The sequence below is a fragment of the Streptomyces sp. NPDC047886 genome (genome assembly GCF_043204435.1).
In the GTDB taxonomy this organism is placed as follows: Bacteria; Actinomycetota; Actinomycetes; order Streptomycetales; family Streptomycetaceae; genus Streptomyces.
Window position 1 is genome coordinate 67,466 of sequence record NZ_JBIDCF010000001.1, and the last position, 23,674, is coordinate 91,139.

At 74.1% G+C, this 23,674-nt stretch carries 20 protein-coding genes and 2 pseudogenes; 14 read left to right on the forward strand and 8 right to left on the reverse strand.

Going from position 1 to position 23,674, the window contains the following annotated elements:
- Positions 1–53: 53 nt before the first annotated feature.
- A pseudogene (gene cobC / locus ACGF5U_RS00340) lies at positions 54–1,795 on the forward strand (Rv2231c family pyridoxal phosphate-dependent protein CobC).
- Positions 1,796–1,895: 100 nt separating this feature from the next.
- Here cobC and ACGF5U_RS00345 read toward each other — a convergent pair.
- Positions 1,896–2,927, reverse strand: a complete 1,032-nt coding sequence (locus tag ACGF5U_RS00345; protein ID WP_392714318.1) for an SCO1860 family LAETG-anchored protein — start codon at positions 2,925–2,927, stop codon at positions 1,896–1,898.
- Between the two features lie 386 nt (positions 2,928–3,313).
- A complete protein-coding gene (locus tag ACGF5U_RS00350) occupies positions 3,314–4,405 on the reverse strand; it encodes an amidohydrolase family protein (protein WP_392714316.1) in 1,092 nt (363 codons plus the stop codon).
- Between the two features lie 95 nt (positions 4,406–4,500).
- Between ACGF5U_RS00350 and ACGF5U_RS00355 the strand changes: the two genes are divergently transcribed.
- Positions 4,501–5,601, forward strand: a complete 1,101-nt coding sequence (locus tag ACGF5U_RS00355) for a pyridoxal-phosphate-dependent aminotransferase family protein (protein ID WP_392714314.1) — start codon at positions 4,501–4,503, stop codon at positions 5,599–5,601.
- 48 nt (positions 5,602–5,649) lie between these two features.
- On the opposite strand, the gene ACGF5U_RS00360 is transcribed toward ACGF5U_RS00355, so the two are convergent.
- Positions 5,650–6,600 carry a LysR family transcriptional regulator gene (locus ACGF5U_RS00360; RefSeq protein WP_392714312.1) on the reverse strand — a complete coding sequence of 317 codons (951 nt, stop codon included), beginning with the start codon at positions 6,598–6,600 and terminating at the stop codon, positions 5,650–5,652.
- A gap of 629 nt (positions 6,601–7,229) precedes the next feature.
- Between ACGF5U_RS00360 and ectA the strand changes: the two are divergent.
- The 4 genes and pseudogenes from ectA to thpD form a co-directional block, all read left to right on the forward strand.
- Positions 7,230–7,820, forward strand: a pseudogene (gene ectA, locus ACGF5U_RS00365) (diaminobutyrate acetyltransferase); the annotation flags it as partial.
- 176 nt (positions 7,821–7,996) lie between these two features.
- The gene (gene ectB / locus ACGF5U_RS00370; RefSeq protein WP_392714421.1) at positions 7,997–9,265 is read left to right on the forward strand and encodes a diaminobutyrate--2-oxoglutarate transaminase; all 1,269 of its coding nucleotides are present in this window, start codon (positions 7,997–7,999) and stop codon (positions 9,263–9,265) included.
- A 199-nt stretch (positions 9,266–9,464) separates the two neighbouring features.
- Positions 9,465–9,863: an ectoine synthase gene (locus ACGF5U_RS00375; RefSeq protein ID WP_392714311.1), complete on the forward strand. Its 399-nt coding sequence runs from the start codon at positions 9,465–9,467 to the stop codon at positions 9,861–9,863.
- 2 nt (positions 9,864–9,865) lie between these two features.
- The gene (gene thpD / locus ACGF5U_RS00380) at positions 9,866–10,720 is read left to right on the forward strand and encodes an ectoine hydroxylase (protein ID WP_392714310.1); all 855 of its coding nucleotides are present in this window, start codon (positions 9,866–9,868) and stop codon (positions 10,718–10,720) included.
- Positions 10,721–10,789: 69 nt separating this feature from the next.
- Here the strand turns inward: thpD and ACGF5U_RS00385 are convergent, their stop codons facing one another.
- Entirely contained in the window at positions 10,790–11,863 is a 1,074-nt protein-coding gene (locus ACGF5U_RS00385) for an alkene reductase (protein ID WP_392714308.1), read from the reverse strand.
- 313 nt (positions 11,864–12,176) lie between these two features.
- On the opposite strand from ACGF5U_RS00385, the gene ACGF5U_RS00390 reads away from it, so the two are divergent.
- Positions 12,177–12,659, forward strand: a complete 483-nt coding sequence (locus tag ACGF5U_RS00390) for a MarR family winged helix-turn-helix transcriptional regulator (RefSeq protein WP_392714419.1) — start codon at positions 12,177–12,179, stop codon at positions 12,657–12,659.
- A gap of 13 nt (positions 12,660–12,672) precedes the next feature.
- Here the strand turns inward: ACGF5U_RS00390 and ACGF5U_RS00395 are convergent, their stop codons facing one another.
- The 3 genes from ACGF5U_RS00395 to ACGF5U_RS00405 form a co-directional block, all read right to left on the reverse strand.
- Complete coding sequence (locus ACGF5U_RS00395; RefSeq protein ID WP_392714306.1) at positions 12,673–13,722, reverse strand: aminotransferase class V-fold PLP-dependent enzyme; 1,050 nt, start codon at positions 13,720–13,722, stop codon at positions 12,673–12,675.
- Between the two features lie 300 nt (positions 13,723–14,022).
- Positions 14,023–14,547: a hypothetical protein gene (locus ACGF5U_RS00400; protein ID WP_392714305.1), complete on the reverse strand. Its 525-nt coding sequence runs from the start codon at positions 14,545–14,547 to the stop codon at positions 14,023–14,025.
- A 111-nt stretch (positions 14,548–14,658) separates the two neighbouring features.
- Positions 14,659–15,258, reverse strand: coding sequence for a TetR/AcrR family transcriptional regulator (locus ACGF5U_RS00405; RefSeq protein WP_392714303.1), 600 nt, complete (start codon positions 15,256–15,258; stop codon positions 14,659–14,661).
- A 110-nt stretch (positions 15,259–15,368) separates the two neighbouring features.
- Between ACGF5U_RS00405 and ACGF5U_RS00410 the strand changes: the two genes are divergently transcribed.
- The gene (locus ACGF5U_RS00410) at positions 15,369–15,788 is read left to right on the forward strand and encodes a hypothetical protein (protein ID WP_392714302.1); all 420 of its coding nucleotides are present in this window, start codon (positions 15,369–15,371) and stop codon (positions 15,786–15,788) included.
- An 88-nt stretch (positions 15,789–15,876) separates the two neighbouring features.
- On the opposite strand, the gene ACGF5U_RS00415 is transcribed toward ACGF5U_RS00410, so the two are convergent.
- The gene (locus ACGF5U_RS00415; protein ID WP_392714301.1) at positions 15,877–17,406 is read right to left on the reverse strand and encodes an aldehyde dehydrogenase (NADP(+)); all 1,530 of its coding nucleotides are present in this window, start codon (positions 17,404–17,406) and stop codon (positions 15,877–15,879) included.
- Positions 17,407–17,517: 111 nt separating this feature from the next.
- Here ACGF5U_RS00415 and ACGF5U_RS00420 point away from each other — a divergent pair, with 111 nt between their 5' ends.
- The 6 genes from ACGF5U_RS00420 to ACGF5U_RS00445 all read left to right on the forward strand — a co-directional run bounded on the left by ACGF5U_RS00420 (position 17,518) and on the right by ACGF5U_RS00445 (position 23,589).
- Complete coding sequence (locus ACGF5U_RS00420) at positions 17,518–18,312, forward strand: IclR family transcriptional regulator (protein WP_392714300.1); 795 nt, start codon at positions 17,518–17,520, stop codon at positions 18,310–18,312.
- The gene (locus ACGF5U_RS00425; RefSeq protein WP_392714298.1) at positions 18,312–18,794 is read left to right on the forward strand and encodes a GNAT family N-acetyltransferase; all 483 of its coding nucleotides are present in this window, start codon (positions 18,312–18,314) and stop codon (positions 18,792–18,794) included. Before ACGF5U_RS00420 ends, ACGF5U_RS00425 begins: the two co-directional genes overlap by 1 nt.
- Positions 18,795–18,989: 195 nt before the next feature.
- A complete protein-coding gene (locus ACGF5U_RS00430) occupies positions 18,990–20,009 on the forward strand; it encodes a hypothetical protein (RefSeq protein ID WP_392714297.1) in 1,020 nt (339 codons plus the stop codon).
- Positions 20,006–21,295, forward strand: a complete 1,290-nt coding sequence (locus tag ACGF5U_RS00435; RefSeq protein ID WP_392714295.1) for a sensor histidine kinase — start codon at positions 20,006–20,008, stop codon at positions 21,293–21,295. The genes ACGF5U_RS00430 and ACGF5U_RS00435 overlap by 4 nt, the downstream gene beginning before the upstream one ends.
- 29 nt (positions 21,296–21,324) lie before the next feature.
- Entirely contained in the window at positions 21,325–21,945 is a 621-nt protein-coding gene (locus tag ACGF5U_RS00440; RefSeq protein ID WP_392714418.1) for a response regulator, read from the forward strand.
- Between the two features lie 189 nt (positions 21,946–22,134).
- Positions 22,135–23,589, forward strand: a complete 1,455-nt coding sequence (locus ACGF5U_RS00445; protein ID WP_392714293.1) for a penicillin-binding transpeptidase domain-containing protein — start codon at positions 22,135–22,137, stop codon at positions 23,587–23,589.
- Positions 23,590–23,674: the final 85 nt, after the last annotated feature.

Genomic DNA, 23,674 nt, shown 5'->3' on the forward strand with positions numbered 1-23,674 from the left:
GTGACGGGCGCGGTGAGGCGGGGCGCCGTGACGGGCGCGGTGCGGGGGCCGCTGTGACGGTCGGTCTGGTCGTCGGTGTGGGTGCGCGCCAAGGCGTGTCCGCCGCCGATGTGCTGGCGGCGGTCGTGGACGCCCTGCGCGGCGCCGGGCTGCCGCCGGCCGGTGTCGTGGAGGTGGCGACCGTGGACACGAAGGCCCGGGAACCGGGGATCGTGGCGGCCGCGGCGCGGCTGGGCGTGCCCCTGCGGGCCCACGCCGCGCGGGAGCTGGCCCTGGTCGCCGTACCGCATCCCTCGGACGCCGTGCTGTCCGCCGCCGGGACGCCGTCGGTGGCGGAGGCTGCGGCGCTCGCGGGCGGCGGCGAACTCCTCGTACCGAAGCAGAAAGCGGCGAACGGGCGGGTCACCTGTGCGGTCGCGGCCCGCAGAATGTGATGCACGCGATCTGTGTGGTCCATGAGTAAGGCGAGATACTGACAGCCACGTTCCTCCGGCGGTTGTCCGGCGGAGGGCACGGGTATCCCGGTGGGGAGGCGGCGTACGTGTCACTGCCCGCACCACACGTCCACACCGGATATGTCCGACCTGGTCATGGAGCGCTACCGGATGGCCGCCGCTGTCGTCGGCCTTCCGGTCACCCCCCACTTTCACCCACCCCCATGGCGGCCATGAGTACGCACACTGACACCGGAACCGGCAGACGCATCGACGACGACAACCCGTCGCACGACCTGAGGCACCACGGCGACGTGGAGGTCAGGGACGAGAAGTTGACCGACCTCGCGGTCAACGTCCGCACGAACACGCCGCCGGACTGGCTGCGAGAACGCATCACGCACGCGCTCGACGGGCTGGCCGCTTACCCCGACGGCCGGGCCGCGCGGGCGGCGGTCGCCGAGCGGCACGGGCTGCCGCCCGAACACGTCCTGCTGACCTCGGGCGCCGCCGAGGCGTTCGTCCTGCTGGCGCGGGCGCTGCCGGTACGGCGGCCCGTCGTCGTGCATCCGCAGTTCACGGAGCCCGAGGCGGCGCTCAGGGACGCCGGGCACGAGGTCGGGCGGGTGCTGCTGCGGGAGGAGGACGGGTTCCGGCTGGACCCGGACCTGGTCCCGGAGGACGCGGACCTGGTGGTGGTCGGCAATCCGACGAACCCCACGTCGGTGCTGCACCCGGCGGAGACCCTGGCGCGGCTCGCCCGGCCGGGGCGCACGCTCGTGGTGGACGAGGCGTTCATGGACGCCGTTCCCGGCGAGCGCGAGGCGCTGGCCGGGCGGACGGACGTGCCGGGCCTGGTGGTGCTGCGCAGCCTGACGAAGACCTGGGGCCTGGCCGGACTCCGGATCGGCTACGTGCTGGCGCGGCCGGAGACGGTCGCCCTGCTGGAGCGGGCGCAGCCGCTGTGGCCGGTGTCGACGCCGGCGCTGGTGGCGGCCGAGGCGTGCATGTCGCGCGTGGCGCTCGCCGAGGCGGAGCACGCGGCGCACCGGGGCGCGCTGGACCGGGCGCATCTGCTGGCGGGTCTGGCGGAGTTCGCCGAGGTGCAGGCGGTGGAGGCGGCCGAGGGGCCGTTCGTGCTGGTCCGGATCGAGGGCGCGGACGTCGTACGGGAGCGGCTGCGGGATTTGGGGTTCGCGGCGCGGCGCGGTGACACGTTCCCCGGGCTCGGCCCGCAGTGGCTGCGGCTCGCGGTCCGGGACCGGGCCACCACGAACCGCTTCCTCCAGGCCCTGGACCAGGCGCTGGTGATGGCGGGCTGCGCGACCGACCACCCGGAGGACGACGGCCCGTACGCGTGAGCCCGGCTCCCCCGGCCGCCGCCGCCCGTTCGACGAGGGGCGGCGGCGGCCGGTTCCGGTGCGCCGGAAGGACGGCGCCGCGCCGGTCGTGGGTCCGGTCTCAGTTCCGGGCACGGGCCTTCCGGCGGGTGAGGGCCAGGGAGGCGCCGCCCGCCGCGAGGAGGGCGACGGCGGCGCCCGCGATGTACGGGGTCCTGGAGCCGCCGCCGGTCTCGGCGAGCGTCTCGGTCGCGGCCGCCTCCCGTACCGGGCTCTCGCCGCCCGTCCGGGCATCCGGCCCACCGGCCGCGCCGGACGTCCCCGTCGCGCCCGTCGAGCCCGTCGTCCCGGACGTCCCGGGTGTGGCGCCGGGTTCGGGGCTCCCGCCGCCGGGGGCCGAGGCGGTGGGCGCGGGCGCCTCGCAGGTGGCCCCCGCGAGGGTGACGGTCCCCTGGACCGCGGCGACGTTCAGCTTCAACGGGTCGACCGCCACCTTGAGTTCCAGCGCGGTCGCGGCGGCCGTACGGGAGGTCGTACGGGTCCTGGACAGGTCGACCGTGACCGTGCCGACGCCCGGCACACCGACGACGGTCGGGCCGTCGGCGGTCAGGGTGACCCGCTTGCCGAGCACGGTCACGCGGCCGAGCAGGTTCGCTTCGGCGACCGGCCGCTCGCCGGCCACGCACACCGCCCGGGACGTGACGTTCTCGACTTCGATCAGGGACAGCAGCGGCAGCCCGGGGACATGGACCTTCGCCTTGGCGAGGCGGGCGTACCCCTCGGCGCGGTGCGCGTCGGACGTCGCCCTCGCGGTGGCGGCGTCGGCGCGCAGCAGCCGCACGGTGCCGCCCTGGTGGACGCCGTCCAGCCGTACGGTCAGCGCGGTCCGCTCGGCCGTCGCCGGTGCGGTGACCTCGTTGAGCGTGGCTTCGAGCGGGATCCGCGCGCCCTTGTCGAGCAGGGAGACGTCGAGTTCCGTCCGCAGGACGACGGCGCTCGCGCGGCCCTCGCCGCCGGTGGCGTGGGCGGCCGGGGCGGCGATGGCCGAGGGCGCGGCGGCCAGGGCGACGGCGGCCGCGGCCGCGCCGCAGCGCCGGGAGCGGGCCTGGGCGCGACGGCCGCGTGCGGGCATGCGGAAGGTGGTGCTGTTCACGGTGGTGGAACCCCCACGGAAGACGGTGTCGCCGGACATCCGCCACGGGGACACGTGTGCGGCCGGTGCGGCGACGTGAGACACCGGCATCCTGACGCACGGAGGGTGAACGGGCGGGCACCTGACGTGAGTTCACCCCAAAGGGGGATTTCCGCGTACGCATTCGAATCTTTCGGCACGGACGTTCCCGGACGCCCCCCGGTCGCATGACGTGCGGCGCGGGCGGTTGACGGGAAGGTTGACGTGCCGTCAAGGCGGGACGGCCGCCGGCTCCCCACGAGACGACCTGGCGGCGGCACGACGGGCCCACGGCACCACCTGGCGGGCGGCACGACGGGCCCACGGCACCACCTGTGTCCACGGCACCACCCGTGTCCACGGCCGGCCTAGTCGACGACCCGCCCGTTCACGACGACGCGGCGCGGTGCCGCGAGGACGCGGACGTCGGCGCGCGGATCCTCGTCGTAGACGACCAGGTCCGCCGGTGCGCCCTCCTCCAGGACCGGGCGGCCCAGCCAGGCACGGGCGGCCCAGGTGGTCGCCGACAGGGCATCCAGCGGCGGGATGCCGGCCGTGACGAGCTCGGCGACCTCGGCGGCGACCAGGCCGTGCGGCAGCGAGCCGCCGGCGTCGGTGCCGACGAAGACGGGGATGCCCGCGTCGTACGCGGCGCGGACCGTGTCGTACCGGCGCTCGTGCAGTCGGCGCATGTGGTCGGCCCAGCGCGGGAACCTGCTCTCTCCCCCGGCGGCGAGGTGCGGGAACGTGGCGATGTTGACGAGCGTCGGCACGATCGCGACACCGCGCTCCGCGAACAGCGGGATGGTGTCCTCGGTCAGGCCCGTCGCGTGCTCGACGCAGTCGATGCCCGCCTCGACCAGATCGCGCAGGGAGTCCTCGGCGAAGCAGTGCGCGGTGACCCGGGCACCCAGCCGGTGCGCCTCGGCGATCGCGGCCTCGACCTCCGCGCGCGGCCAGCAGGCCGCCAGGTCGCCCGCGTCCCGGTCGATCCAGTCGCCGACCAGCTTGACCCAGCCGTCGCCGCGCCGCGCCTCCCGCGCGACGTACGCGACGAGGTCGGCGGGCTCGATCTCATGCGCGTAGTTACGGATGTAGCGGCGGGTCCTGGCGATGTGCCGGCCCGCCCTGATGATCTTCGGCAGGTCGTCGCGGGCGTCGATCCACCGGGTGTCGGCCGGGGATCCCGCGTCGCGGATGAGCAGCGTGCCCGCGTCCCGGTCGGCCAGCGCCTGCTTCTCGCTGGTCTGCTCGTCCACGGCGCCGTGCCGGTCGAGCCCCACGTGGCAGTGCGCGTCGACCAGGCCGGGCAGGGCCCAGCCCGTCACCGTCCTGATGTCGGCCGCGACGGCGGGCCTGTCGTAGCTCACGCGACCGTCCACGACCCACAGCTCGTCGCGCACGTCCTCCGGGCCGACGAGCACCCGCCCCTTCACATGCAGCACCACGTGATCGCTCATATCCAGCACTGTACGAGGCCCTGGGTACGCTCGGCGGAGCAGTCCCGTCGCAGCGTTCGCCGCAGCCTCCGTATGAGAGAAGAGAGCAGATCACCGTGGTCCACCCCCTCCTCGACCTCCCCCCGTTGACCGCCGCCCGCTTCGCGGCCGTCGAGCGGCGCGTGGCCGCGCTGCTCGGCACCGAGCAGGACGTGGTGATCACCCAGGGCGAGGCGCTGCTGCCGCTGGAGGGCTGTATCCGCGGCGGCGCACGGCCCGGTTCGACCGCGCTGAACGTGGTCACCGGCCCGTACGGACAGACCTTCGGCGACTGGCTGCGCGACTGCGGCGCGACGGTCGTGGACCTGGCGGTGCCGTTCCACACGGCCGTCACCGCCGAGCAGGTGGAGCGGGCGCTCGCCGAGCACCCGGAGATCGACTTCGTGTCGCTCGTGCACGCCGAAGCGGCGACCGGCAACACCAACCCGGTCGCGGAGATCGGCGAGGTCGTCCGGGCGCACGGCGCGCTGTTCATGCTGGACGCCGTCGCGTCGGTGGGCGCGGAGCCGCTGCTGCCGGACGCGTGGGGCGTCGACCTGTGCGTGATCGGCGCGCAGAAGGCCATGGCCGGCCCGGCGGGCGTCTCGGCGGTGTCGGTGAGCGAGCGCGCGTGGCAGCGGTTCGCGGCCAACCCGGCGGCGCCCCGGCGTTCGTATCTGTCGCTCGTCGACTGGAAGGAGCGCTGGATCGACCGGGGCCGTACGACGCTGCCGCACGCCCCCGCGCAGTTGGAGGTGCTCGCGCTGGACGCGTGCCTGGAGCGCATCGAGGCGGAGGGCCTGGAGACGACCATGGCCCGGCACGCGGCGGCCGCCGCGGCGACCCGCGCGGGGGCGCTCGCCCTCGGCGGCGGCCTGGAGCCGTACGTGTACGAGGCACGGGAGGCCGCCCCGGTGGCGACGACGCTGCGCACCCCGGCGGGCGTCGACGCGGCGGAGCTGGTCGCGAAGGCGCTGGCCGCGGACCCGTCGCTGCCGCTGGTCGCGGGCGGCGGTGCGCTCGCCCGGGAGATGATCCGGGTGAACCACTACGGCATGGACGCCACCCCGGACACCGTACGGGCCTGCCTGGACGCCCTGGGCGCGGCACTCGGCGGTACGGGCGCGACGGTCACCCCGGCGGCGGCGCGGCGCGCCGTGGACGAGGCGTGGCGGTAGCGGTAGCGGTAGCGGGGTCGGAGCGGGGGCCGGGGGGTCGGGGGCGGGTCAGGGTCTCGGCACCCTGCTCCCGCCGGGCGCGGTGGGGCCTGGCACGACGGGTCGGGTGCCCCGCGCGGGCGTATCCGGCTCGGTCACAGGGCCGCTGGTGAGGGCGTCCAGCAGGGCGCGCACCGGCGGGGTCAGCGGGCCCGGCGGGGTGGCCAGCGACACGGGGACCCGGAGGCCGGGGAGCGTACGGAACACCAGCCGCCGGGTCGGCGCCAGGACGCCCATCGGGTAGAAGACGGTCCAGGAGGGCTGCGGGGTGGCGGCGAGTTCGCGCAGCGTCTCCCGGAGGGTGGTGAACGGCGGCCCCGGCGTCCAGTCCGGGAGCGCGGCCGTGATCAGGTCGTGGAAGGCCGGATTGGCCTCGCGCGGGGCGAGCCGCAGCGGCAGCGCGGCCAGCCGTTCCAGCCGGGGCGGATCGTCGTCGGCGAGGGGGTGCCCGGCCGGCAGCGCGGCGATCAGGGGGTCCGACCAGACGGGGTGCAGGGCCACCCCGTCGGCATGGGCCACGGTACGGACGAGCGCGGCGTCGAACGTGCCGGAGCGCACCGCCGCGAGCCGCGCCGCCTGGGGGGCGCGCTCCAGCCGGACGCGCAGCCGGGGGCGGTGCGCGGTGAGCGTGCCGAGGGCGCGGTAGACGCGGTCGGCGAAGGCACGGCTCGTACCGAGCCGGATCAGGCCCACGGTGCCCGCGGTGATACCGGCGGCCGTCTCCCGGACCCGGGCGGCGGCCGCGAGCGCCGCCCGCGCCTCGGGCAGCAGCCGTTCGCCCGCCGAGGTGAGCCGCAGGTGGCCCGACGCGCCGTCGAAGAGCCGCACCCCCAGCTCGCGCTCCAGATGGGCGATCCGGACGCGCACGCTGTCCGGGTCGGTGCGCAGCCGTTCGGCGGCCCGGCCATAGCCGAGTTCCTCCGCGACGGCGACGACGTACTCCAGCTGACGCAGTTCCACTGCCGGGCCCCCCACCCACCGCTGTTCGTGACGACGATGAGGCCAGGATGACAGGTCCGGCGCCTCTGCCAGGGCGTATCGGCCGTCGCCGCGCGGAGGAAGCGCGGCGGAAGCGCGACGGAACGCCCGGTGGAAGGGCCGGCGGAGACGCGGCGGGCGCCGACCGGACAGGGTGCCGGACGCGATGCCGGACGCGATGCCGGACGCGATGCCGGACGGGATGTCGACGCGGGGCGGACATGGGCCGGCGCCGCAGGAACAGGAGCCGGAACAGAGGCCGGAACAGAGGCCGAACAAGGGGGGAACGGGAATCGACACCGAATTCCCGGCGCAATTCCGGCATCCTTTTCCAGTGGGCAGCTCCCCGCATTCTTCTGCCCGGTTTCCCCGGCCTTAAACGCCAAGATTTCAACACGATTCGACGGGCAATACGGTTACATGTCAAGCGGGTTGCCGCAGTGTGACGCACTCCACATCACATCCCTTTCGTCCGGTAATACCCGGACAAACGACACGATCCACCAGGGCATTCGCTGGGATCTCACGCCCGCGTGATAACACAGAACGGCACGTCACCCAACCCCTCACCCCCATGCAATAAAAGAAATTGCTCGGTAAGTTTTCTCCGCATGACCGCCGCACAAGCAGACCTTGCACGTGCCCGTACCGATTCACCCACCACATCCGGAACAGCGTCCCGAACGGCGCACCGAACCGAATCACCGAGCGAATTCCCTGAGGCGATCGGCGTCGACACGCCACGCGTCGAGGACGGGGCCGCGATCTGGCGCATCGCCCGCGACTCCGAGGTCCTGGACCTCAACTCCTCGTACAGCTACCTCCTCTGGTGCCGGGACTTCGCCGCCACCTCGCTCGTGGCCCGGGGCGCCGACGGCGAACCGGTCGCCTTCGTCACCGGTTACGTCCGGCCCGAGCGGCCGGGGACGCTCGTGGTGTGGCAGGTGGCCGTCGACCACGACCACCGGGGTCAGGGCCTGGCCGGTGTGCTGCTGGACGCGCTGACCACGCGTCTGGCGCCGCAGGGCATCCGTACCGTCGAGACCACCGTCACGCCGGACAACATCGCGTCCGACCGGCTGTTCACGTCGTTCGCACAGCGCCGGGGCGCGTCACTGGAGCGCGAAGTCCTCTTCGACGGTGGCCTGTTCCCCGAGGGCACGCACGAGCCCGAGGTGCTGTACCGCATCAGCCCGGTCGCCGCCGACACCCCGGCGCCGCCGTCCGCGCCCTCGGCCCCCTCGCCGTCGCCCTCCGCGCCACCGGCCCCCTCGCCGTCCGCGCCGTCGGCCCCCGCGACCACCCAGGCCGGCACCCCGGCCGTCTGAGCGGCCCCGGCCGCCCCGACCACCCCTCACCCCCTTCTGGAGTGACCGCTGTGACCATCACCCCGCCCGCCCTGAGTGTCTTCGAGACCCTGGAGTCGGAGGTGCGCAGCTACTGCCGCGGCTGGCCCGCCGTGTTCGACCGCGCGCAGGGCGCCCGGCTCACCGACGAGGACGGACACACCTACCTGGACTTCTTCGCCGGGGCCGGATCCCTCAACTACGGCCACAACAACCCGGTGCTGAAACGCGCGCTGCTCGACTACCTGGAGCGCGACGGCATCACCCACGGCCTGGACATGGCGACGACCGCGAAACGCGCGTTCCTGGAGTCCTTCCAGAACGTGGTGCTGCGCCCGCGCGACCTGCCGTACAAGGTCATGTTCCCCGGCCCGACCGGCACCAACGCCGTGGAGGCGGCGCTGAAGCTGGCCCGCAAGGTGAAGGGCCGCGAGTCGATCGTGTCGTTCACCAACGCCTTCCACGGCATGTCGCTGGGCTCGCTCGCCGTCACCGGCAACGCGTTCAAGCGCGCCGGGGCCGGCATCCCGCTGGTGCACGGCACACCGATGCCCTTCGACAACTACCTGGACGGCCGCGTCCCGGACTTCCTCTGGTTCGAGCGGCTCCTGGAGGACCAGGGCTCCGGCCTCAACAAGCCGGCCGCCGTGATCGTGGAGACCGTCCAGGGCGAGGGCGGCATCAACGTCGCCCGCCCGGAGTGGCTGCGGGCCCTGGCCGAGCTGTGCCGGCGCCAGGACATGCTGCTGATCGTCGACGACATCCAGATGGGATGCGGGCGTACCGGCGCGTTCTTCTCCTTCGAGGAGGCGGGCATCACCCCGGACATCGTCACCCTGTCGAAGTCGATCAGCGGGTACGGACTGCCCATGTCGCTCTGCCTGTTCAGGCCCGAGCTGGACGTGTGGGGGCCGGGCGAGCACAACGGCACGTTCCGCGGCAACAACCCGGCCTTCGTGACCGCCACGGCCGCGCTGGACACCTACTGGGCCGACGGCCAGATGGAGAAGCAGACCGTCGTACGGGGCGAGCAGGTGGAGCAGACGCTGCTGGCGATCTGCGACGAGAACTCCGCCGACGGCGCCCACTACCGGGGCCGGGGCCTGGTCTGGGGCCTGGAGTTCTCGGACAAGGCGCGCGCCGACGCGATCTGCCGGCGCGCGTTCGACCTGGGGCTGCTGCTGGAGACGTCGGGCCCGCGGAGCGAGGTGGTCAAGCTGCTGCCGCCGCTGACCGTCACGCCGGAGGAGCTGGACGAGGGGCTGCGCACGCTGGCCCGCGCGGTCCGCGAAACGGCCTGAGACACGACCCGGGGCGCGGCCGCGTGAGCCGCCCCGCGACACGACCCGCGACACCCGGCCCGCCACACGACCCGCCACACGGCCCGCCACACGGCGGGAGGAGCGGTCGGGAGTGGCGGCCGGAGACAGCGGCGGAGGAAACGGCGCGCCCCGCACCACCCGAAGCGTACGTACACAGGGACGAAGGAAGGAAGCCGCAGTGATCGTCCGATCGCTCAAGGACATCGAGAACACCGAGCGTCATGTGAGGTCCGCGTCAGGGACGTGGGAGAGCAAACGCATCGTCCTCGCCCGGGAGAAGGTCGGTTTCTCGCTGCACGAGACCGTGCTGTACGCGGGCACGGAGACGTCCATGTGGTACGCCAACCACATCGAGGCCGTGCTGTGCGTCGAGGGCGAGGCCGAGCTGACCGACGGCGAGACGGGCGAGACGCACTGGATCTCGCCCGGCACGATGTATCTGCTGGACGGCCACGAGCGGCACACCCTGCGTCCGAAGACCGACTTCCGGTGCGTGTGCGTCTTCAACCCGCCCGTCACGGGACGGGAGGACCACGACGAGAACGGTGTCTACCCGCTGCTGACGGAGGAGGACTGACCATGGAGGACCTGTACCCCACTCGCGGAGCCGCCGAGGTGTTGACGCCTCGTCAGGACCCGGTCGTCTGGGGCCCGCGCGACGGGCTCGAGTCGTACGACCGGGACGGCTTCCTCGCGGTCGAGAACCTGCTCGCCGACGACGAGGTCGCGGTGTACCGCGCCGAACTCGACCGGCTGATCGCCGACCCGGCCGTACGGGCGGACGAGCGCGCGATCATCGAGCCCACGTCCCAGGACGTACGGTCGGTGTTCGAGGTCCACCGGATCAGCGACGTGTTCGCGCGGCTGGTGCGCGACGAGCGCGTGGTCGGGCAGGCCAGGGCGATCCTCGGCTCGGACGTGTACGTCCACCAGTCGCGGATCAACGTGAAGCCGGGCTTCGGCGCGTCCGGGTTCTACTGGCACTCGGACTTCGAGACGTGGCACGCGGAGGACGGCCTGCCGCGGATGCGGACCGTGTCCGTGTCGATCGCGCTGACCGAGAACCACGACACCAACGGCGGCCTGATGATCATGCCCGGGTCGCACCGGACGTTCCTGGGCTGTGCGGGCGCCACGCCGAAGGACAACTACAAGAAGTCGCTCCAGATGCAGGACGCGGGCACGCCGTCGGACGAGGCGCTGACAAAGCTGGCGGACGCGCACGGCATCCGCCTGTTCACGGGCAGGGCCGGGTCGGCGACCTGGTTCGACTGCAACTGCATGCACGGCTCCGGCGACAACATCACGCCGTACCCGCGCAGCAACGTCTTCATCGTGTTCAACAGCGTGGAGAACGCGGCGGTGGAGCCGTTCGCGGCGCCGGTGCGCCGGCCCGAGTTCATCGGGGCACGGGACTTCACCCCGGTGCGGTGAGCCGCGCGTCCACGGCGGCGGGGCCCGCCACCGACCTGAAAACGGTGGCGGGCCCCGCTCCCCCGGTGGCTACAGCGACGGGTAGTCGGTGTAGCCCGTGTGGTCGCCGCCGTAGAGCGTGCGCTCGTCCGGCGTGTTGAACGGGCCACCGGCGGCGAGCCGCGCCGGGAGGTCCGGGTTGGCGAGGAACAGCCTGCCGTACGCGAGCATGTCGGCGGTGCCGTTCTCGATGAGCGCGAGCGACTCGGTGCCGGTCGCCTCCTCGGTGAACGGGTTGAGCATGAACGTGCCCGGGAACCGCTTGCGCAGCGCGACGGTGAGGTCGCGCGTGCCGGGGGCGGCCTCCAGGACGTGCAGGTAGGCCAGGTCGAGCGGCTCGATCGCCGTGACGAGCGCGGTGTACGTGGCCTCGGGCTCGGGCTCGTCGATGTCGTTGTACGGGTTCCCGGGCGAGACGCGCAGGCCGGTGCGCGCGGCGCCGATCTCGGCGGCGACGGCCCGGACGGCCTCGACGGCGAAGCGGACGCGGCCCTCGACGGAGCCGCCCCACGCGTCGGTGCGCCGGTTGGTGCCGGGCGCCAGGAACTGGTGGATGAGATAGCCGTTCGCGCCGTGCAGCTCGACGCCGTCGAAGCCCGCGTCGACGGCGTTGCGCGCGGCCGCCGCGAAGTCGGCGATCACCTCGCGCACCTCGGCGTCGGTGAGTTCGCGGGGCGTGACGAAGTCCTTCAGGCCGTCGGCGGTGAAAAGCTGTCCTGCGGCCCGTACGGGGGACGGCGCCACGGGGTGGAGGTCGCCGGGGTGGTCGGCGACGAGCGACGGGTGGCCGATGCGGCCGGTGTGCATGAGCTGGGCGAAGATCCGGCCGCCCGCGGCGTGGACGGCGTCGGTGACGGTGCGCCAGGCGGCGGTCTGCTCGGTGGAGTGCAGGCCGGGGGTGTTCGGGTAGCCCTGGCCCGCGGGTGACGGCTGGATGCCCTCGCTGATGATCAGCCCGGCCGAGGCGCGCTGGGCGTAGTACGTGGCCATGAGGTCGGTGGGTACGCGGCCGCCGGCCGCCCGCCCCCGGGTCATGGGTGCCATGGCGATGCGGTTGGACAGCTGCGTACCGGACAGGTCGATCGGGTCGAACGCGGTGGTCACGGATGCCCCCAAAGAAATATGTGGTCGGCCAACTATGTGCCGGTGACGCCACCCTACCCCAATGGTTGGCCGACCAAGCAATAGCGGCCGACGTCGATAGACTGAAGGCACCCGACCGGGAGGACGACCGATGCCCGCCACCAGCCCCGAGGCGCCGCGAACCGGCACCGGCCCGGAGGCCCCGCGAACCGGCACGGGACCGGCCGAGCCGTCGCCGCCTTCACCGCGCACCGCCGCCGGGGCCGCCGGGGAGGCGGAGCCGCGTACCGCCACCCGGGTCGCCGGGCCGCGAACCGGCACGTGCCCCGACGGGCTGCTGCCCACGGCGGCGCGGGGCGGCCCGGTCAGCCTCGCGATCTCCCGGGTCGCCCGGCTCCACCGCATCGCCGCCGGCCGACTGCTGCGGACGGCCGGGCTCTACCCCGGCCAGGAGTTCGTGATGATGTACCTCTGGGACCGGGGCCCCGTACGCCAGTCGGAGCTGATCAAGGCGATGGATCTCGACCCGTCGACCGTGACCAAGATGCTCCAGCGTCTGGAGCAGGCCGGACACGTACGCCGCTGCCCAGACCCGGCGGACCGCCGCGCGGTGCTCGTCGAGGCGACCTGCGAGGACGGCGGGCTGCTCGGCGAGGTGGCGGACGCCTGGGCCGGTCTCGAGGAGCAGACCCTCGCCGGGCTCGGACCGGCGGAGCGGGCCGAGCTGACGAGGCTGCTGGACAGGGTCGAGGCGAACCTCTGCAAGCAGACGGGCGAGTCCTGCCACCCGGGCGCCGACACCGAGGTGTGCCCCTGACCCGGCGCGGGGCTCAGCCGCCGAGCACGTCCAGGACCCGGTCCACGTCGGCGGCCGAGTTGTAGAGGTGGAAGGACACCCGGAGGTTGCCCGCGCGGGCGGCGGTGACGACACCGGCGCGCTCCAGCTCGGGCAGCCGGCCGGCGAGGCCCGGGACGGCGACGATCGCGGACTCGCCGGGCTGCGGCGCGTACCCGAGGGAGGCCAGCCCGGACCGCAGGCGCGCGGCCAGCGCGGTGACATGGGCGTGGATCGTGTCGACGCCGACCGCGCTCAGCAGGGCGAGGGACTGTTCGGCTCCGTGGTACGAGAGGTACACGGGCCCTTCGTCGAACCGCAGGGCGGTGGAGGCGAGCGGGTCCGCGGGGCCGTACGAGTTCTCGGCCGTCCGGTTCTCGGCGGCGTACCAGCCCGCGTGGATCGGGAGCAGCGAGTCCTGCGCGTCCTCGGTGACGGTGAGGAACGAGGCGCCGCGCGGGGACACGAGGTACTTGTAGGCGCCGGTCACGGTGTAGTCGTAGGCGCCCGCGTCGAGCGGGAGCCAGCCCGCGGACTGGGTCGCGTCCAGCAGGGTCCGCGCGCCGTGGGCGGAGGCCGCCTCCCGGACCGCCGCGAGATCGGCGACCCTGCCGTTCGACGACTGTACGGCGGAGAGGGCGACGAGCGCCGTCCCCGGCCGCACGGCCCCGGCCAGCTCGTCCAGCGGCACGAACCTCGGCTTGAGGTCCGGCCGTACGGTGAAGGGCGTCACGACGGAGCTGAAGTCCCCCTCCGGCAGCAGGACTTCGGCCCCGGCCGGCAGGGAGGCGGCGATGAGCCCGACATGGACGGCCACCGAGCTGCCGACGGCCACCCGGTCCGTACGGACGCCGACGAGCCGGGCGAAGGCGGCCCGCGCGGCCTCGACGGTCTCATGGCTCCCGAGCCCACCGGGCGCCCCGGCGGCGGTCTCCGCCATGAGGGCGTTCATCGCCTCGATGGTGCGGCGGGGCAGCAGGCCGCAGCTGGAGGTGTTCAAGTACGTGTGCGCCGGGGCGAATTCGGCGCCTCCCAAGGTGTCCATGGAACCACCCTGGAGGCGCCCAGTCTCCAAGTCAATTGCGAGTTTCAACCCACCACATCAAAGAGAGGCTTATATGGCGCGGGTGCCGCCGACGCCCCAGTCGGCACAGCGCGGAGGTCCGCGAGACGCTGAGCGCTGCCCTGCAGGGCCGTCCAGCCCCCGTCCAAGCAGTCTCCCCCGAGCCGCGCGGGCGGGGCTCTCGTGCGTTCGTCCCCGCAGGTGGTCTCGTCGGTCCACGTGCCCCGACAGGCGCCTGCGCCCGGAGCGACATCGTGTGGCACGCGGGAGTACGACCGCCCGTCAGGGCTCGACGCCGCAGCGGCGCGCGATCGCCTTGAGGCGGTCCAGCTCGCGGTGCGCCGCTGCCGGGTGGGCGAGGTCGAGGGCCATCCCGGCGCGGGCGGTGATGTAGAGGACGTCCTGGCGCGTGGCCGCGTCGAGGCCGGGCGCGGTCCGGAGGCGGCGGCCCGTGACGCTCAGGAAGAGCGCGATGCCGTCGAGGCGGTCCCGGAGGTCCAGGGGGAGCACCCGTGGCAGCGCGTCCTTGGCGTAGTCGCGCGCCTGCCGGTCGGCCTCGCAGGGGCGGGGCGGTGACGGGGCCCAGGGCAGGGCGGCCTCCCGGGCCTCGTCGTACATGTCCGCCAGCACGGCCCGCGCGGTGGCGGGTTCGCCGTCGGCGGCGGCCTCGCGGGCCGACTCCAGCATGGCGCGCAGTCCGGCACGTACCCGCGGGTCCTCGCCCGTCCGTGCGTCCAGATAGCTGGACCACACGTCGAACGCCTTGCTCAACTCGGCGTCCAGCATGACCTCGTACGCGTCCGGCACTCCGCCGCCTCTCCCGTCGGGCCGTCCCGGTGCGGACGGCAGCGGTACACGATAGGACGCGTGGCGGGCGCACCGCTCATGCATTTCCGCCGTCGAGCCCCCGGCCGCCCGCTACACCCGGCCGGGTCGGCCCGGGGGCTCCGGGGCTTCGGGGAACAGGCTGAGCGCGGCGCGGGAGGCATGGTCGAAGGGGGCTGCCGTGGCGGCCGCGCGGCACAGGACCTGTGCGCCCTCCAGGAGGCTGACCAGCAGGTGCGCGCTGTCGGCGGCGGCGTCCGGGGCCATGCCCGCAGCCGTCAGGGCCTCGGTGAGCCGCTCGGTCCATGAGCCGAAGACGCCCGACGCGACCTGGCACAGCTCCCTGCCGTCCCCGTCGGCCGGCAGGGTGACGGCGGCGACGGCGCAGCCGCTGCCCCCCGCGGCCTCCTCGGCGACCGGCCGGGCGAAGGCGATGAACGCCTCGGCGACCTCGCGGGGGCCGGCCGCGCCCGCGCCGGGCAGCGCGGTCAGCCGGGCGCGGACGTCCTGTCCGTTCCGCGCGGCCGCCTCGGCGACCAGCTGGTTCTTACCGCCGGGAAAGTGGTGGTAGATCGCACCGCGGGCGGCTCCGCTGGCCGCGAGGACGTCGGTGAAGGACATGCCGGCCAGCCCTCGACGCCGCAGCGCGTCCACCGCCGCGTCGATCATGCGCTCGCGGGTCTCCTTGGCCATGCCGCCTCCCGGTTCCGGTCTTACGCCCTTGACTAGGACGGCCATCCTACTGCAGGGTTCCTCTCGCTAGGACGTACGTACTAGCGAGTCGACAGAGGAGTCGTGATCCCATGCCCATCACCGTCACCGCCCCGCAGGGCGTACTCACCGAAACCGGCGAGCGCGAGATCCTGCCCCGGCTCACCGCCGCCCTCATCGAGGTCAGCGGGTTGACCGGCAACGCGTTCCTCGCCCCGATCGTGGGCGGCACGGTGCAGGTCCTGCCGGCCGCGCGCGTCTACGCCGGGGGTGTCAACCGGCCGGTCGTGATGATCGAGTTGAAGCTGCCCGGCGTCCTGCTGCCGGACGCCGCCACCCGTGCGGCGTTCGTCAAGGAGGCGACCGCGATCGCCGAGGAGCTGACCGTGCCGGGCCACGCCGTGGCGGACATCTGGATCAACGTCCTCCACGCCTCCGACGGAGGCTGGGGCATCGGCGGCCTGGCCTACACCGACGCCGACCTCCTGGAGGGCGTCCGGGCGGCCGTGTGACACGCGGCCGGGGGCGGGCGGCTTCACCCGCCCCCGGCCGATTCGCGTCCGGCCTGTACGCGTCTGGCCTGTACGCGTCCGGCCGGTGTCAGTTCTCGCGGCGGCCGTCGACCCGGCGCGGCACGCCGAGCGGGTTGGCGTCGCGGAGCTCCGGCGGGAGCAGGGCCTCCGGGGTGGACTGGTACGTGACGGGGCGCAGCCAGCGCTCGACGGCGGTACCGCCGACGGAGGTCGATGTGGAGGTGGTGGCCGGGTAGGGGCCGCCGTGGTGCTGGGCGGGTGCGACCGCGACGCCGGTGGGCCAGCCGTTGACGAGGACGCGGCCCGCGAGCGGGGTGAGCGCGGCGAGGACGGCGGCCGCGTCGCCCTCTCCCTCGGCCTCCGCCGACGAGAGGTGGACCGTCGCCGTGAGGTTGCCGGGGAGGCGGGTGAGGACGGATGTCACCTCGGAGTCGTCCTCGTACCTCGCCACGACGGTGACCGGGCCGAAGCACTCCTCCAGGAGGACGTCGTGCGCGCCTTCGGCCGCCAGGCGGGACGCGGGGACCGTCAGGAAGCCCGCCGCCACCGCGTGGTCGCCGGCCGCGCCCGGGGCGACGGGGGCGTCGACCCCGGGCAGCGCGGCCCGCTCGGCGACGCCCGCGACGAAGTTGTCCCGCATGCGGTGGTCGAGGAGGACGCCCTCCGCCACCGCGCCGACCGCGTCCGTGAGGGACTTGACCAGCTGGTCGCCCGCCGCGCCGGAGGGCACCAGCACCAGTCCCGGCTTGACGCAGAACTGGCCGACACCGAGCGTCATCGAGCCGGCGAGCCCGGCCCCGATCTGCTCGGCGCGCTCGGCGGCGGCCGCCTCGGTGACGACGACCGGGTTGAGGGAGCCGAGTTCGCCATGGAACGGGATGGGTACGGGGCGGGCGGCGGCCGCGTCGAACAGCGCCCGCCCGCCGCGTACGGAGCCGGTGAACCCGGCGGCGGCGACGAGCGGGTGCCGTACGAGTTCGACGCCCGCGTCGAAGCCGTGCACCAGGCCGACGACCGCCTCGGGGACGCCGTGCTCGGCGGCGGCCTCGCGCAGGACGGCGGCGACCGCCTCGGAGGTCTCCGGGTGGTCGGGGTGGGCCTTGACGACGACGGGGCAGCCGGCGGCGAGCGCGCTGGCGGTGTCGCCGCCCGGCACGGAGAACGCGAAGGGGAAGTTCGAGGCCGAGTAGACCGCGACGACACCCAGCGGCACCTTGTAGCGGCGCAGGTCGGGGATGGGCGGGGTGGCGCTGTCATCGGGGTGGTCGATGATCACGCCGAGGAAGTCGCCCTCGTCGACGATGTCGGCGAAGGCCCGCAACTGGTAGCAGGTGCGGGCGAGTTCACCGGTGAGACGAGCCGTGCCGAGCGCGGTCTCGGCGTCGGCCGCCGCGATGAGCCGCTCCTTGGCCGCTTCCAGCCGGCCGGCCGCGGTACGCAGGAACGCGGCGCGGACGGCGCGGTCGCCGAGCGCGCCGCGGGCGTCGTGCGCGGCGCGTACGGCCGCGTCGACGTCACCGGCTGTGGCTTCCACCGCAACCCGCTCCCGCCGCTTCCCGGTTCGGGGGTCGACACTCCAGACTTGTGCTGCTGACACCGGCGTCCTCTCCGACTGCGTTCCCGCGCGTTCGTTCGGTATTCTGAACAGCGTTCCTGATGATGAATATGCTGGGACTCTATTAACGGGCGTCTGAAGGGGTCAAGAGCGATGTCTACTACCGAGACCGCTGCCGAGACCGGCGGCGGAGCCGGCGGGGCACAGGTCAAGTCCGCGGTCCGTACGGTGGAGTTGCTCGAGTACTTCGCGGGGAGCCCCGGCATGCACTCCCTGACCGCCGTCCAGGAGGCCGTCGGCTACCCCAAGTCCAGCCTGTACATGCTGCTGCGCACCCTGGTCGAACTGGGCTGGGTGGAGACCGACGCGACCGGCACGCGCTACGGCATCGGCGTGCGCGCGCTGCTGGTCGGCACCTCGTACATCGACGGCGACGAGGTCGTCACCGCGGCCCGCCCCACCCTCGACCGGCTGTCCGACGACACCACCGAGACCATCCACCTGGCCCGGCTCGACGGCACGAACGTCGTCTACCTCGCCACCCGCCAGTCCCAGCACTATCTGCGGCCGTTCACCCGCGTCGGCCGGCGCCTGCCCGCCCACTCGACGTCGCTCGGCAAGGCGCTGCTCGCCACCCACACCGACGAGCAGGTCCGCAAGCTGCTCCCGGAGACGCTGCCCGCGCTCACCGAACACACGGTCACCGACCGGGAGGAGCTCATCGAGGAACTGCACGGCATCCGCGAGCAGGGGTACGCCGTGGACCGCGAGGAGAACACGCTCGGCCTGCGCTGCTTCGGCATCGCCATTCCGTACCGGACGCCCGCGCGGGACGCCGTCAGCTGCTCGGTGCCGGTGGCCCGGCTGACCCCCGCCCATGAGCAGATGATCAAGGACGCGCTCTTCGACGCGCGTGACCGGCTGACGCTCGCCACCCGGAGGCTCTGATGGCCGGCACGTCGCTCGTCGTCCTGCGGCCTGTGGTGCCCGAGGACCTCGACCGCTTCTTCACGATGACGGGCGACCCCGAGGCACGCCGTATGGCGGCCTTCGCGGCCGAGGACCCCGCCGACCGGGCCCGGTTCGACGCGCACTGGGCACGCGTCCTGGGCTCCGGCGACCTCAACCGCGCCGTCCTCGTGGACGGGGACCTCGCCGGGCACGCCGCCGTGTACGGGCCGCCGGAGGAACGTGAGGTCACCTACTGGATCGACCGCGCGTACTGGGGTCGCGGCGTCGCCACGGCCGCGCTGAGCGGGCTGCTCGACCTGGTGCCGGAGCGCCCGCTGCACGCGCGTGCCGCCGCGGACAACGCGGGGTCGATCCGGGTGCTGGAGAAGTGCGGGTTCGTCGTCGTCGGCCACGACCGGGGCTTCGCGCACGCGCGCGGCGAGGAGACCGACGAGGTCGTGCTGCGCCTGGCCGACTGACCGGCGGGCCGGGCGGGCGGCGGGTCGCGGCGGGGCCGCCGGGCGGCGGGTCGCGGCAGGGCCGCCAGGCGGCGGGGCGCGGCAGGGCCGCCGGGCGGCGCGGCCCGAGGTCGGAGGCCGTCTCCGCCGTGCGGCGGAGACGGTTCGCCCGGCGGGAGGAGGTGCCGTACGGGCGCCGACCGGCAGCGTGGAGGCATGACCTCGACATCGCTCCCCCGCCCCGCGTCCGGCGCACCGGCCGCACCCGGCGGCCCCGCCGCGCCCGGCACCACGACCCGGGTGCTGCGCGCCCTCGCCATCGCCTCCTGCGTCCCCTACCTCGGGCTGAAGGCCGCCTGGCTGACCGGGAGCCGGATCGGCATCCCCGAGGGCAGTGTGCTGCTGGAGCGACCGGAGCTGGTCGCGGTCGCCAACGGCGTCACCGTCCTGATGGACGCCGCCGTGATCGTGCTGGCGCTGCTGTTCACCCAGCGATGGGGCATGGGCGTGCGGGCCTGGCTGCTCGCCTTCCCGATGTGGGTCGCGACCGGACTGCTCGTGCCGATCATGGTGGGGTACCCGGTGCAGCTGCTGGCCGGGCTGCTGGCGGACGGGGAGCAGCTCGCGTCCCGGCCTTCGGAGCCGTTCCTCGACCCGTGGGTGTTCACCGTCGTCTACGGCGGTTTCATCGTGCAGGGCCTCACGCTCGGCGCGCTGTTCGCGCGGTACGCGCGGGTCCGCTGGGGCCGGCTGTGGCAGGGCTCGGTAGGGGACCTCTCCCCCGCCGTGTCCGGACGTGGCGTACGGGCGGTCGCCCTGGTGGCGTCCCTCGCCCTGCTGGTGCCGGCCGCGCTGCACCTGGCGTGGGCGCTCGGCATGACGGCCGGGCTGACGTCCGCCCGGGTCGGGGAGCGCACGGCCGACTTCCACGCCCTGGAGCTGGCGCGGACGCTGTACGCGGCGGTCGCCGTGGCCGGCGTCGCGGCGCTCCTGTTCCGGCGCGCCCGGCCGCTACGGGCGAAGCTGCCGGTGAAGGTGCCTCTGGCACTCGCGTGGGTCGGCTCCGCCGCCGTGGGCTGCTGGGGCGGCTGGCTGCTGCTCACCGCCATGACGCCCGTGAGCGATCCGGCGAAGGAACCCTCGACGCTGCTGACGCTCACCTACGCTGGCGAGATGATCACGGGGATGGCACTGGCCGGCTGCGTGGCCGTCTTCCTGCGGCGGCGCGCCGGATGAGACGGATCGTCGGGGCGCTGCTGGGGCGGCGGGCACGGCTGCGCTGGGTGCATCTGATCCTGGGCGGCGCGCTGCTGATGCCGTACTGGCTGCTGGGGCTCGTCCTGCTGGCGCCGGTCGCGAACGGGGCCGCGTTCGGCGGCTCCCTGGCGGCCCAGTTCGGGGCGTACGGGATCGCGCTGCCGCTCGCCGCCGTCACGGCCCTGTTCCCGCTGACCCGGCCGATGTCGGTGGCGGCGGCGCGGGCGCTGTGCGGGGTCCCGGCGGGGCGGTTCGCGGAGGGCCCGGCGCGGTCGCGGGCGGCGAGGGCCCGTACGGCCGGCTGGTTCACGCTCCACGTGGGCCTGGGCGGGCTGATCAGCGGGGCGACCCTGGCGCTGCCGCCGTTCGCGGTGGCGACCATGGCCATACCGTTCTCGGCCGGGTTGCGGGAGTCGGCCCTGGCCACGTACTACGGCCTCGACGCGGGGTGGCTGGTGGCGCTCGGCGTGCCCGCCGGGCTGCTGATGCTGGTCGCGCTCGTCGCGGCCGCGGCCGGGGCCGGGGCGCTGCTGGCCCGGCAGGCGCCCGTGCTCCTCGGGCCGACCCCCGCCGACCGGCTGGCCGCGGCCGAGCGGCGGGCCGCCGAACTGGCCGTGCGCAACCGGCTCGCCCGGGAGCTGCACGACTCCGTGGGCCATGCGCTCAGCGCCGTGACCCTCCAGGCGGGTGCGGCGCGGCGGGTCCTGGACGGCGGCGGCCCGGACGCCGATCTCTCCTTCGTACGCGAGGCGCTGGCGGCGATCGAGGAGACGACCCGGCGCACCGTCGGCGAACTGGACTCCGTGCTGGGGCTGTTGCGCAGGGACGAGCAGGACGAGCCCCCGGACCGGGACGGGGACGGGGTGGGGCTGTCGGGTCCGGGGCTGGACGGCCTGGACGTGCTGCTCGCGCACAGCGGCGTGCGGGTGGCGTACGAGGCGGTGGGCGACCCGTCCACCGTGCCGGGACCGGTGTCGCGCGAGGCGTACCGCATCGTGCAGGAGGGCCTGAGCAACGCCCTGCGTCACGCGGGGGCCGCGCGGGTGTCGCTGCGCCTGCGGGTGGAGGACGAGGAGTTGGAGATCACGATGGAGAATCCGCTGTCCGGACGGGCCCCCGTCGTACGGCCCGGTGGCGGCCGGGGACTGCGGGGCGTCACCGAACGCGCCGTACTGCTCGGCGGCCGGGCCGCGTCCGGCCCGGTCGGCGACGGGACGACCTGGCGGCTGTCCGTCCGGCTGCCGCTGACGGGAGGCCGCCGGTGATCCGCGTGGTCCTCGCGGACGACGAGCGGATGGTGCGCACCGCCCTGCGGGTCATCCTGGAGGCCGAGCCCGACCTGACCGTGGTCGGCGAGGCCGCGACCGGCGCTGAGGCGGTGTCGGTGGTGCGGGAGCTGCGCCCGGACGTGGTGCTGATGGACGTACGGATGCCGGAGATCGACGGGATCCGGGCCACGGAGCGCGTCCTGGCGTCCATGGACGAGCCACCCCGGATCGTGGTGGTGACGACGTTCGAGAACGACGCGTACGTGTACGAGGCGCTGCGGGCCGGGGCCGCGGGATTCCTGCTGAAGCGGGCCGCGGCCGAGGACCTGGTCGGCGCGGTACGGCTGGTCGCGCGCAGCGACTCCCTGCTGTACCCGGCGGCGCTGCGCGGCCTGGCCGCCGAGTTCGCGACGCGGGCGCGCCCGGCCCCGGCGGCGCCTTGGGCGGCCCGGCTGACCGAGCGGGAGGCGGACGTGCTGCGGCTGATGGCGCGGGGGCTGACGAACGCGGAGATCGCGGCGCGCCTCGCCGTCGGCCCGGCGACCGCGAAGACCCACGTGGCGGCGGTGCTCGCCAAGACGGGCGCCCGGGACCGGACGCAGGCGGTGATCGCCGCGTACGAGTCGGGATTCATCCGGCCGGCGTGAGGGGCGGCCGATGGCGCGGCGGGCGCGCCCGCGCCGACGCGCTCGGTGCGGCGGTTGCGCTCGGCACGCTCGAGCACGCTCGGCACGCTCGGTGAGATGGTCCGTTCGGCGCGTTCGGTGAGATGAGGATTCGGTGAGAAGACGGGCGGATCGGAACGTACCGCCCGGCCCCGCTCGTCCTCCTCCGGGATGAACAAGACGATCAGAAGAGCGGCCGTCTTCTCCCTGCTGCTGGTGTTCGCCCTGCTGCTGCGGGCGACCTGGGTGCAGGCGTACGAAGCGAAGGCCCTGGCGGACAGCGACAACAACCGGCGGAACGTCATGGCGCGGTACGCGCAGCCACTCGGTGACATCGTCGTGGCCGGCAAGCCGGTCACCGGCTCGCAGCGGACGACAGGGGGCGATCTGGCGTACCAGCGGACCTACACCGAGGGCGAGCTGTACGCGCCGGTCACCGGATTCAGCTCGCAGGCGTACGGGGCGAGCCAGCTGGAGGGCGTCTACTCCAAGGTGCTCGACGGCACCGACACCCGGCTGAAGAACCCGCTGGACGCGCTGACCGGCGAGCGGACCGAGCCCGGCGACGTCCTGACCACCGTCGACCCGGCCGTGCAGAAGGCCGGGTACGAGGCGCTCGGCGGCAAGAAGGGCGCGGCCGTCGCGATCGACCCGAAGACGGGCCGGATCCTCGGCATGGTGAGCACGCCCTCGTACGACCCGTCGGCCATCGCCGGGTCGTCGGACGGCGGCACCTGGCGGAAGCTCGTCGCCGACGGTGCGAAACCGATGACGAACCGGGCGATCCGGCAGCCCGTCGCTCCCGGTTCGACGTTCAAGCTGGTCGTCGCGGCGGCCGCCCTGGAGGACGGGCTGTACGGCTCGGTCGACGCGCCGACGACGAGCCCCGCCCCGTACACGCTGCCGGGCACGCGGACGGTCCTGAAGAACGAGAACCCGTCGGCGCCGTGTGCGAACGCCTCGATCCGCACCGCGCTCCAGTACTCGTGCAACAACGTGTTCGGCAAGATGGCGGTCGACCTGGGCCAGGACAAGGTCAGGGCGATGGCCGAGCGGTTCGGCTTCAACGACGCGGAGCAGGACGTACCGGTACGGGCGTACACGAGCGTGTACCCGGCCGGGATGGACGAGGCGCAGACCGCGCTGACCGGCATCGGGCAGTTCGACGTGACGGCCACGCCGCTGCAGATCGCCATGGTGTCCGCCGCCCTCGCCAACGACGGGGTCCTGGCGGCGCCGCACATGGTGTCCCGGGTCGTGGACGCCGACGGCGACACGCTGGAGTCGTACGAGGACGGGGGCGGGGCGGAGCGGATCGTGTCGTCCTCCACGGCCGGACAGCTGCGGTCCGCGATGGTCACGGTGGTCGAGCGCGGCACCGGCGGCAACGCCCGCGTCGACGGCGCGGAGGTAGGCGGCAAGACCGGTACGGCACAGCGCGGCGTCGACAACAGCGAGAAGCCGTACGCCTGGTTCACCTCGTACGCGAAGGACGCCGACAGCGGTGAGGAGGTGGCCGTCGCGGTCTTCGTGGAGGACTCCGACGCCGCCCGCGCCGAGGTCAGCGGCAACGGGCTGGCCGCTCCGGTCGCGCGGAAGATGATGGCCGCCGCGCTGGCGTCCTGACCGGGTGCGGGTGCGGCGGTGGTGGCGATGCGTGGGCGGCCGGTGCCGGTGGCGCGTTACGGGGACCCGGTGCGGGGCCGTCGTG

Bases quoted from the DNA above. Each gene is read 5' to 3' on its own strand.
- ACGF5U_RS00350 (WP_392714316.1), bottom strand. From the start codon at position 4,405: ATGAGCGATCACGTGGTGCTGCATGTGAAGGGGCGGGTGCTCGTCGGC.
- thpD (WP_392714310.1), top strand. From the start codon at position 9,866: ATGGAGGACCTGTACCCCACTCGCGGAGCCGCCGAGGTGTTGACGCCT.
- ACGF5U_RS00395 (WP_392714306.1), bottom strand. From the start codon at position 13,722: ATGGACACCTTGGGAGGCGCCGAATTCGCCCCGGCGCACACGTACTTG.
- ACGF5U_RS00405 (WP_392714303.1), bottom strand. From the start codon at position 15,258: ATGGCCAAGGAGACCCGCGAGCGCATGATCGACGCGGCGGTGGACGCG.
- ACGF5U_RS00410 (WP_392714302.1), top strand. From the start codon at position 15,369: ATGCCCATCACCGTCACCGCCCCGCAGGGCGTACTCACCGAAACCGGC.
- ACGF5U_RS00420 (WP_392714300.1), top strand. From the start codon at position 17,518: ATGTCTACTACCGAGACCGCTGCCGAGACCGGCGGCGGAGCCGGCGGG.
- ACGF5U_RS00425 (WP_392714298.1), top strand. From the start codon at position 18,312: ATGGCCGGCACGTCGCTCGTCGTCCTGCGGCCTGTGGTGCCCGAGGAC.
- ACGF5U_RS00430 (WP_392714297.1), top strand. From the start codon at position 18,990: ATGACCTCGACATCGCTCCCCCGCCCCGCGTCCGGCGCACCGGCCGCA.
- ACGF5U_RS00435 (WP_392714295.1), top strand. From the start codon at position 20,006: ATGAGACGGATCGTCGGGGCGCTGCTGGGGCGGCGGGCACGGCTGCGC.
- ACGF5U_RS00440 (WP_392714418.1), top strand. From the start codon at position 21,325: ATGGTGCGCACCGCCCTGCGGGTCATCCTGGAGGCCGAGCCCGACCTG.
- ACGF5U_RS00445 (WP_392714293.1), top strand. From the start codon at position 22,135: ATGAACAAGACGATCAGAAGAGCGGCCGTCTTCTCCCTGCTGCTGGTG.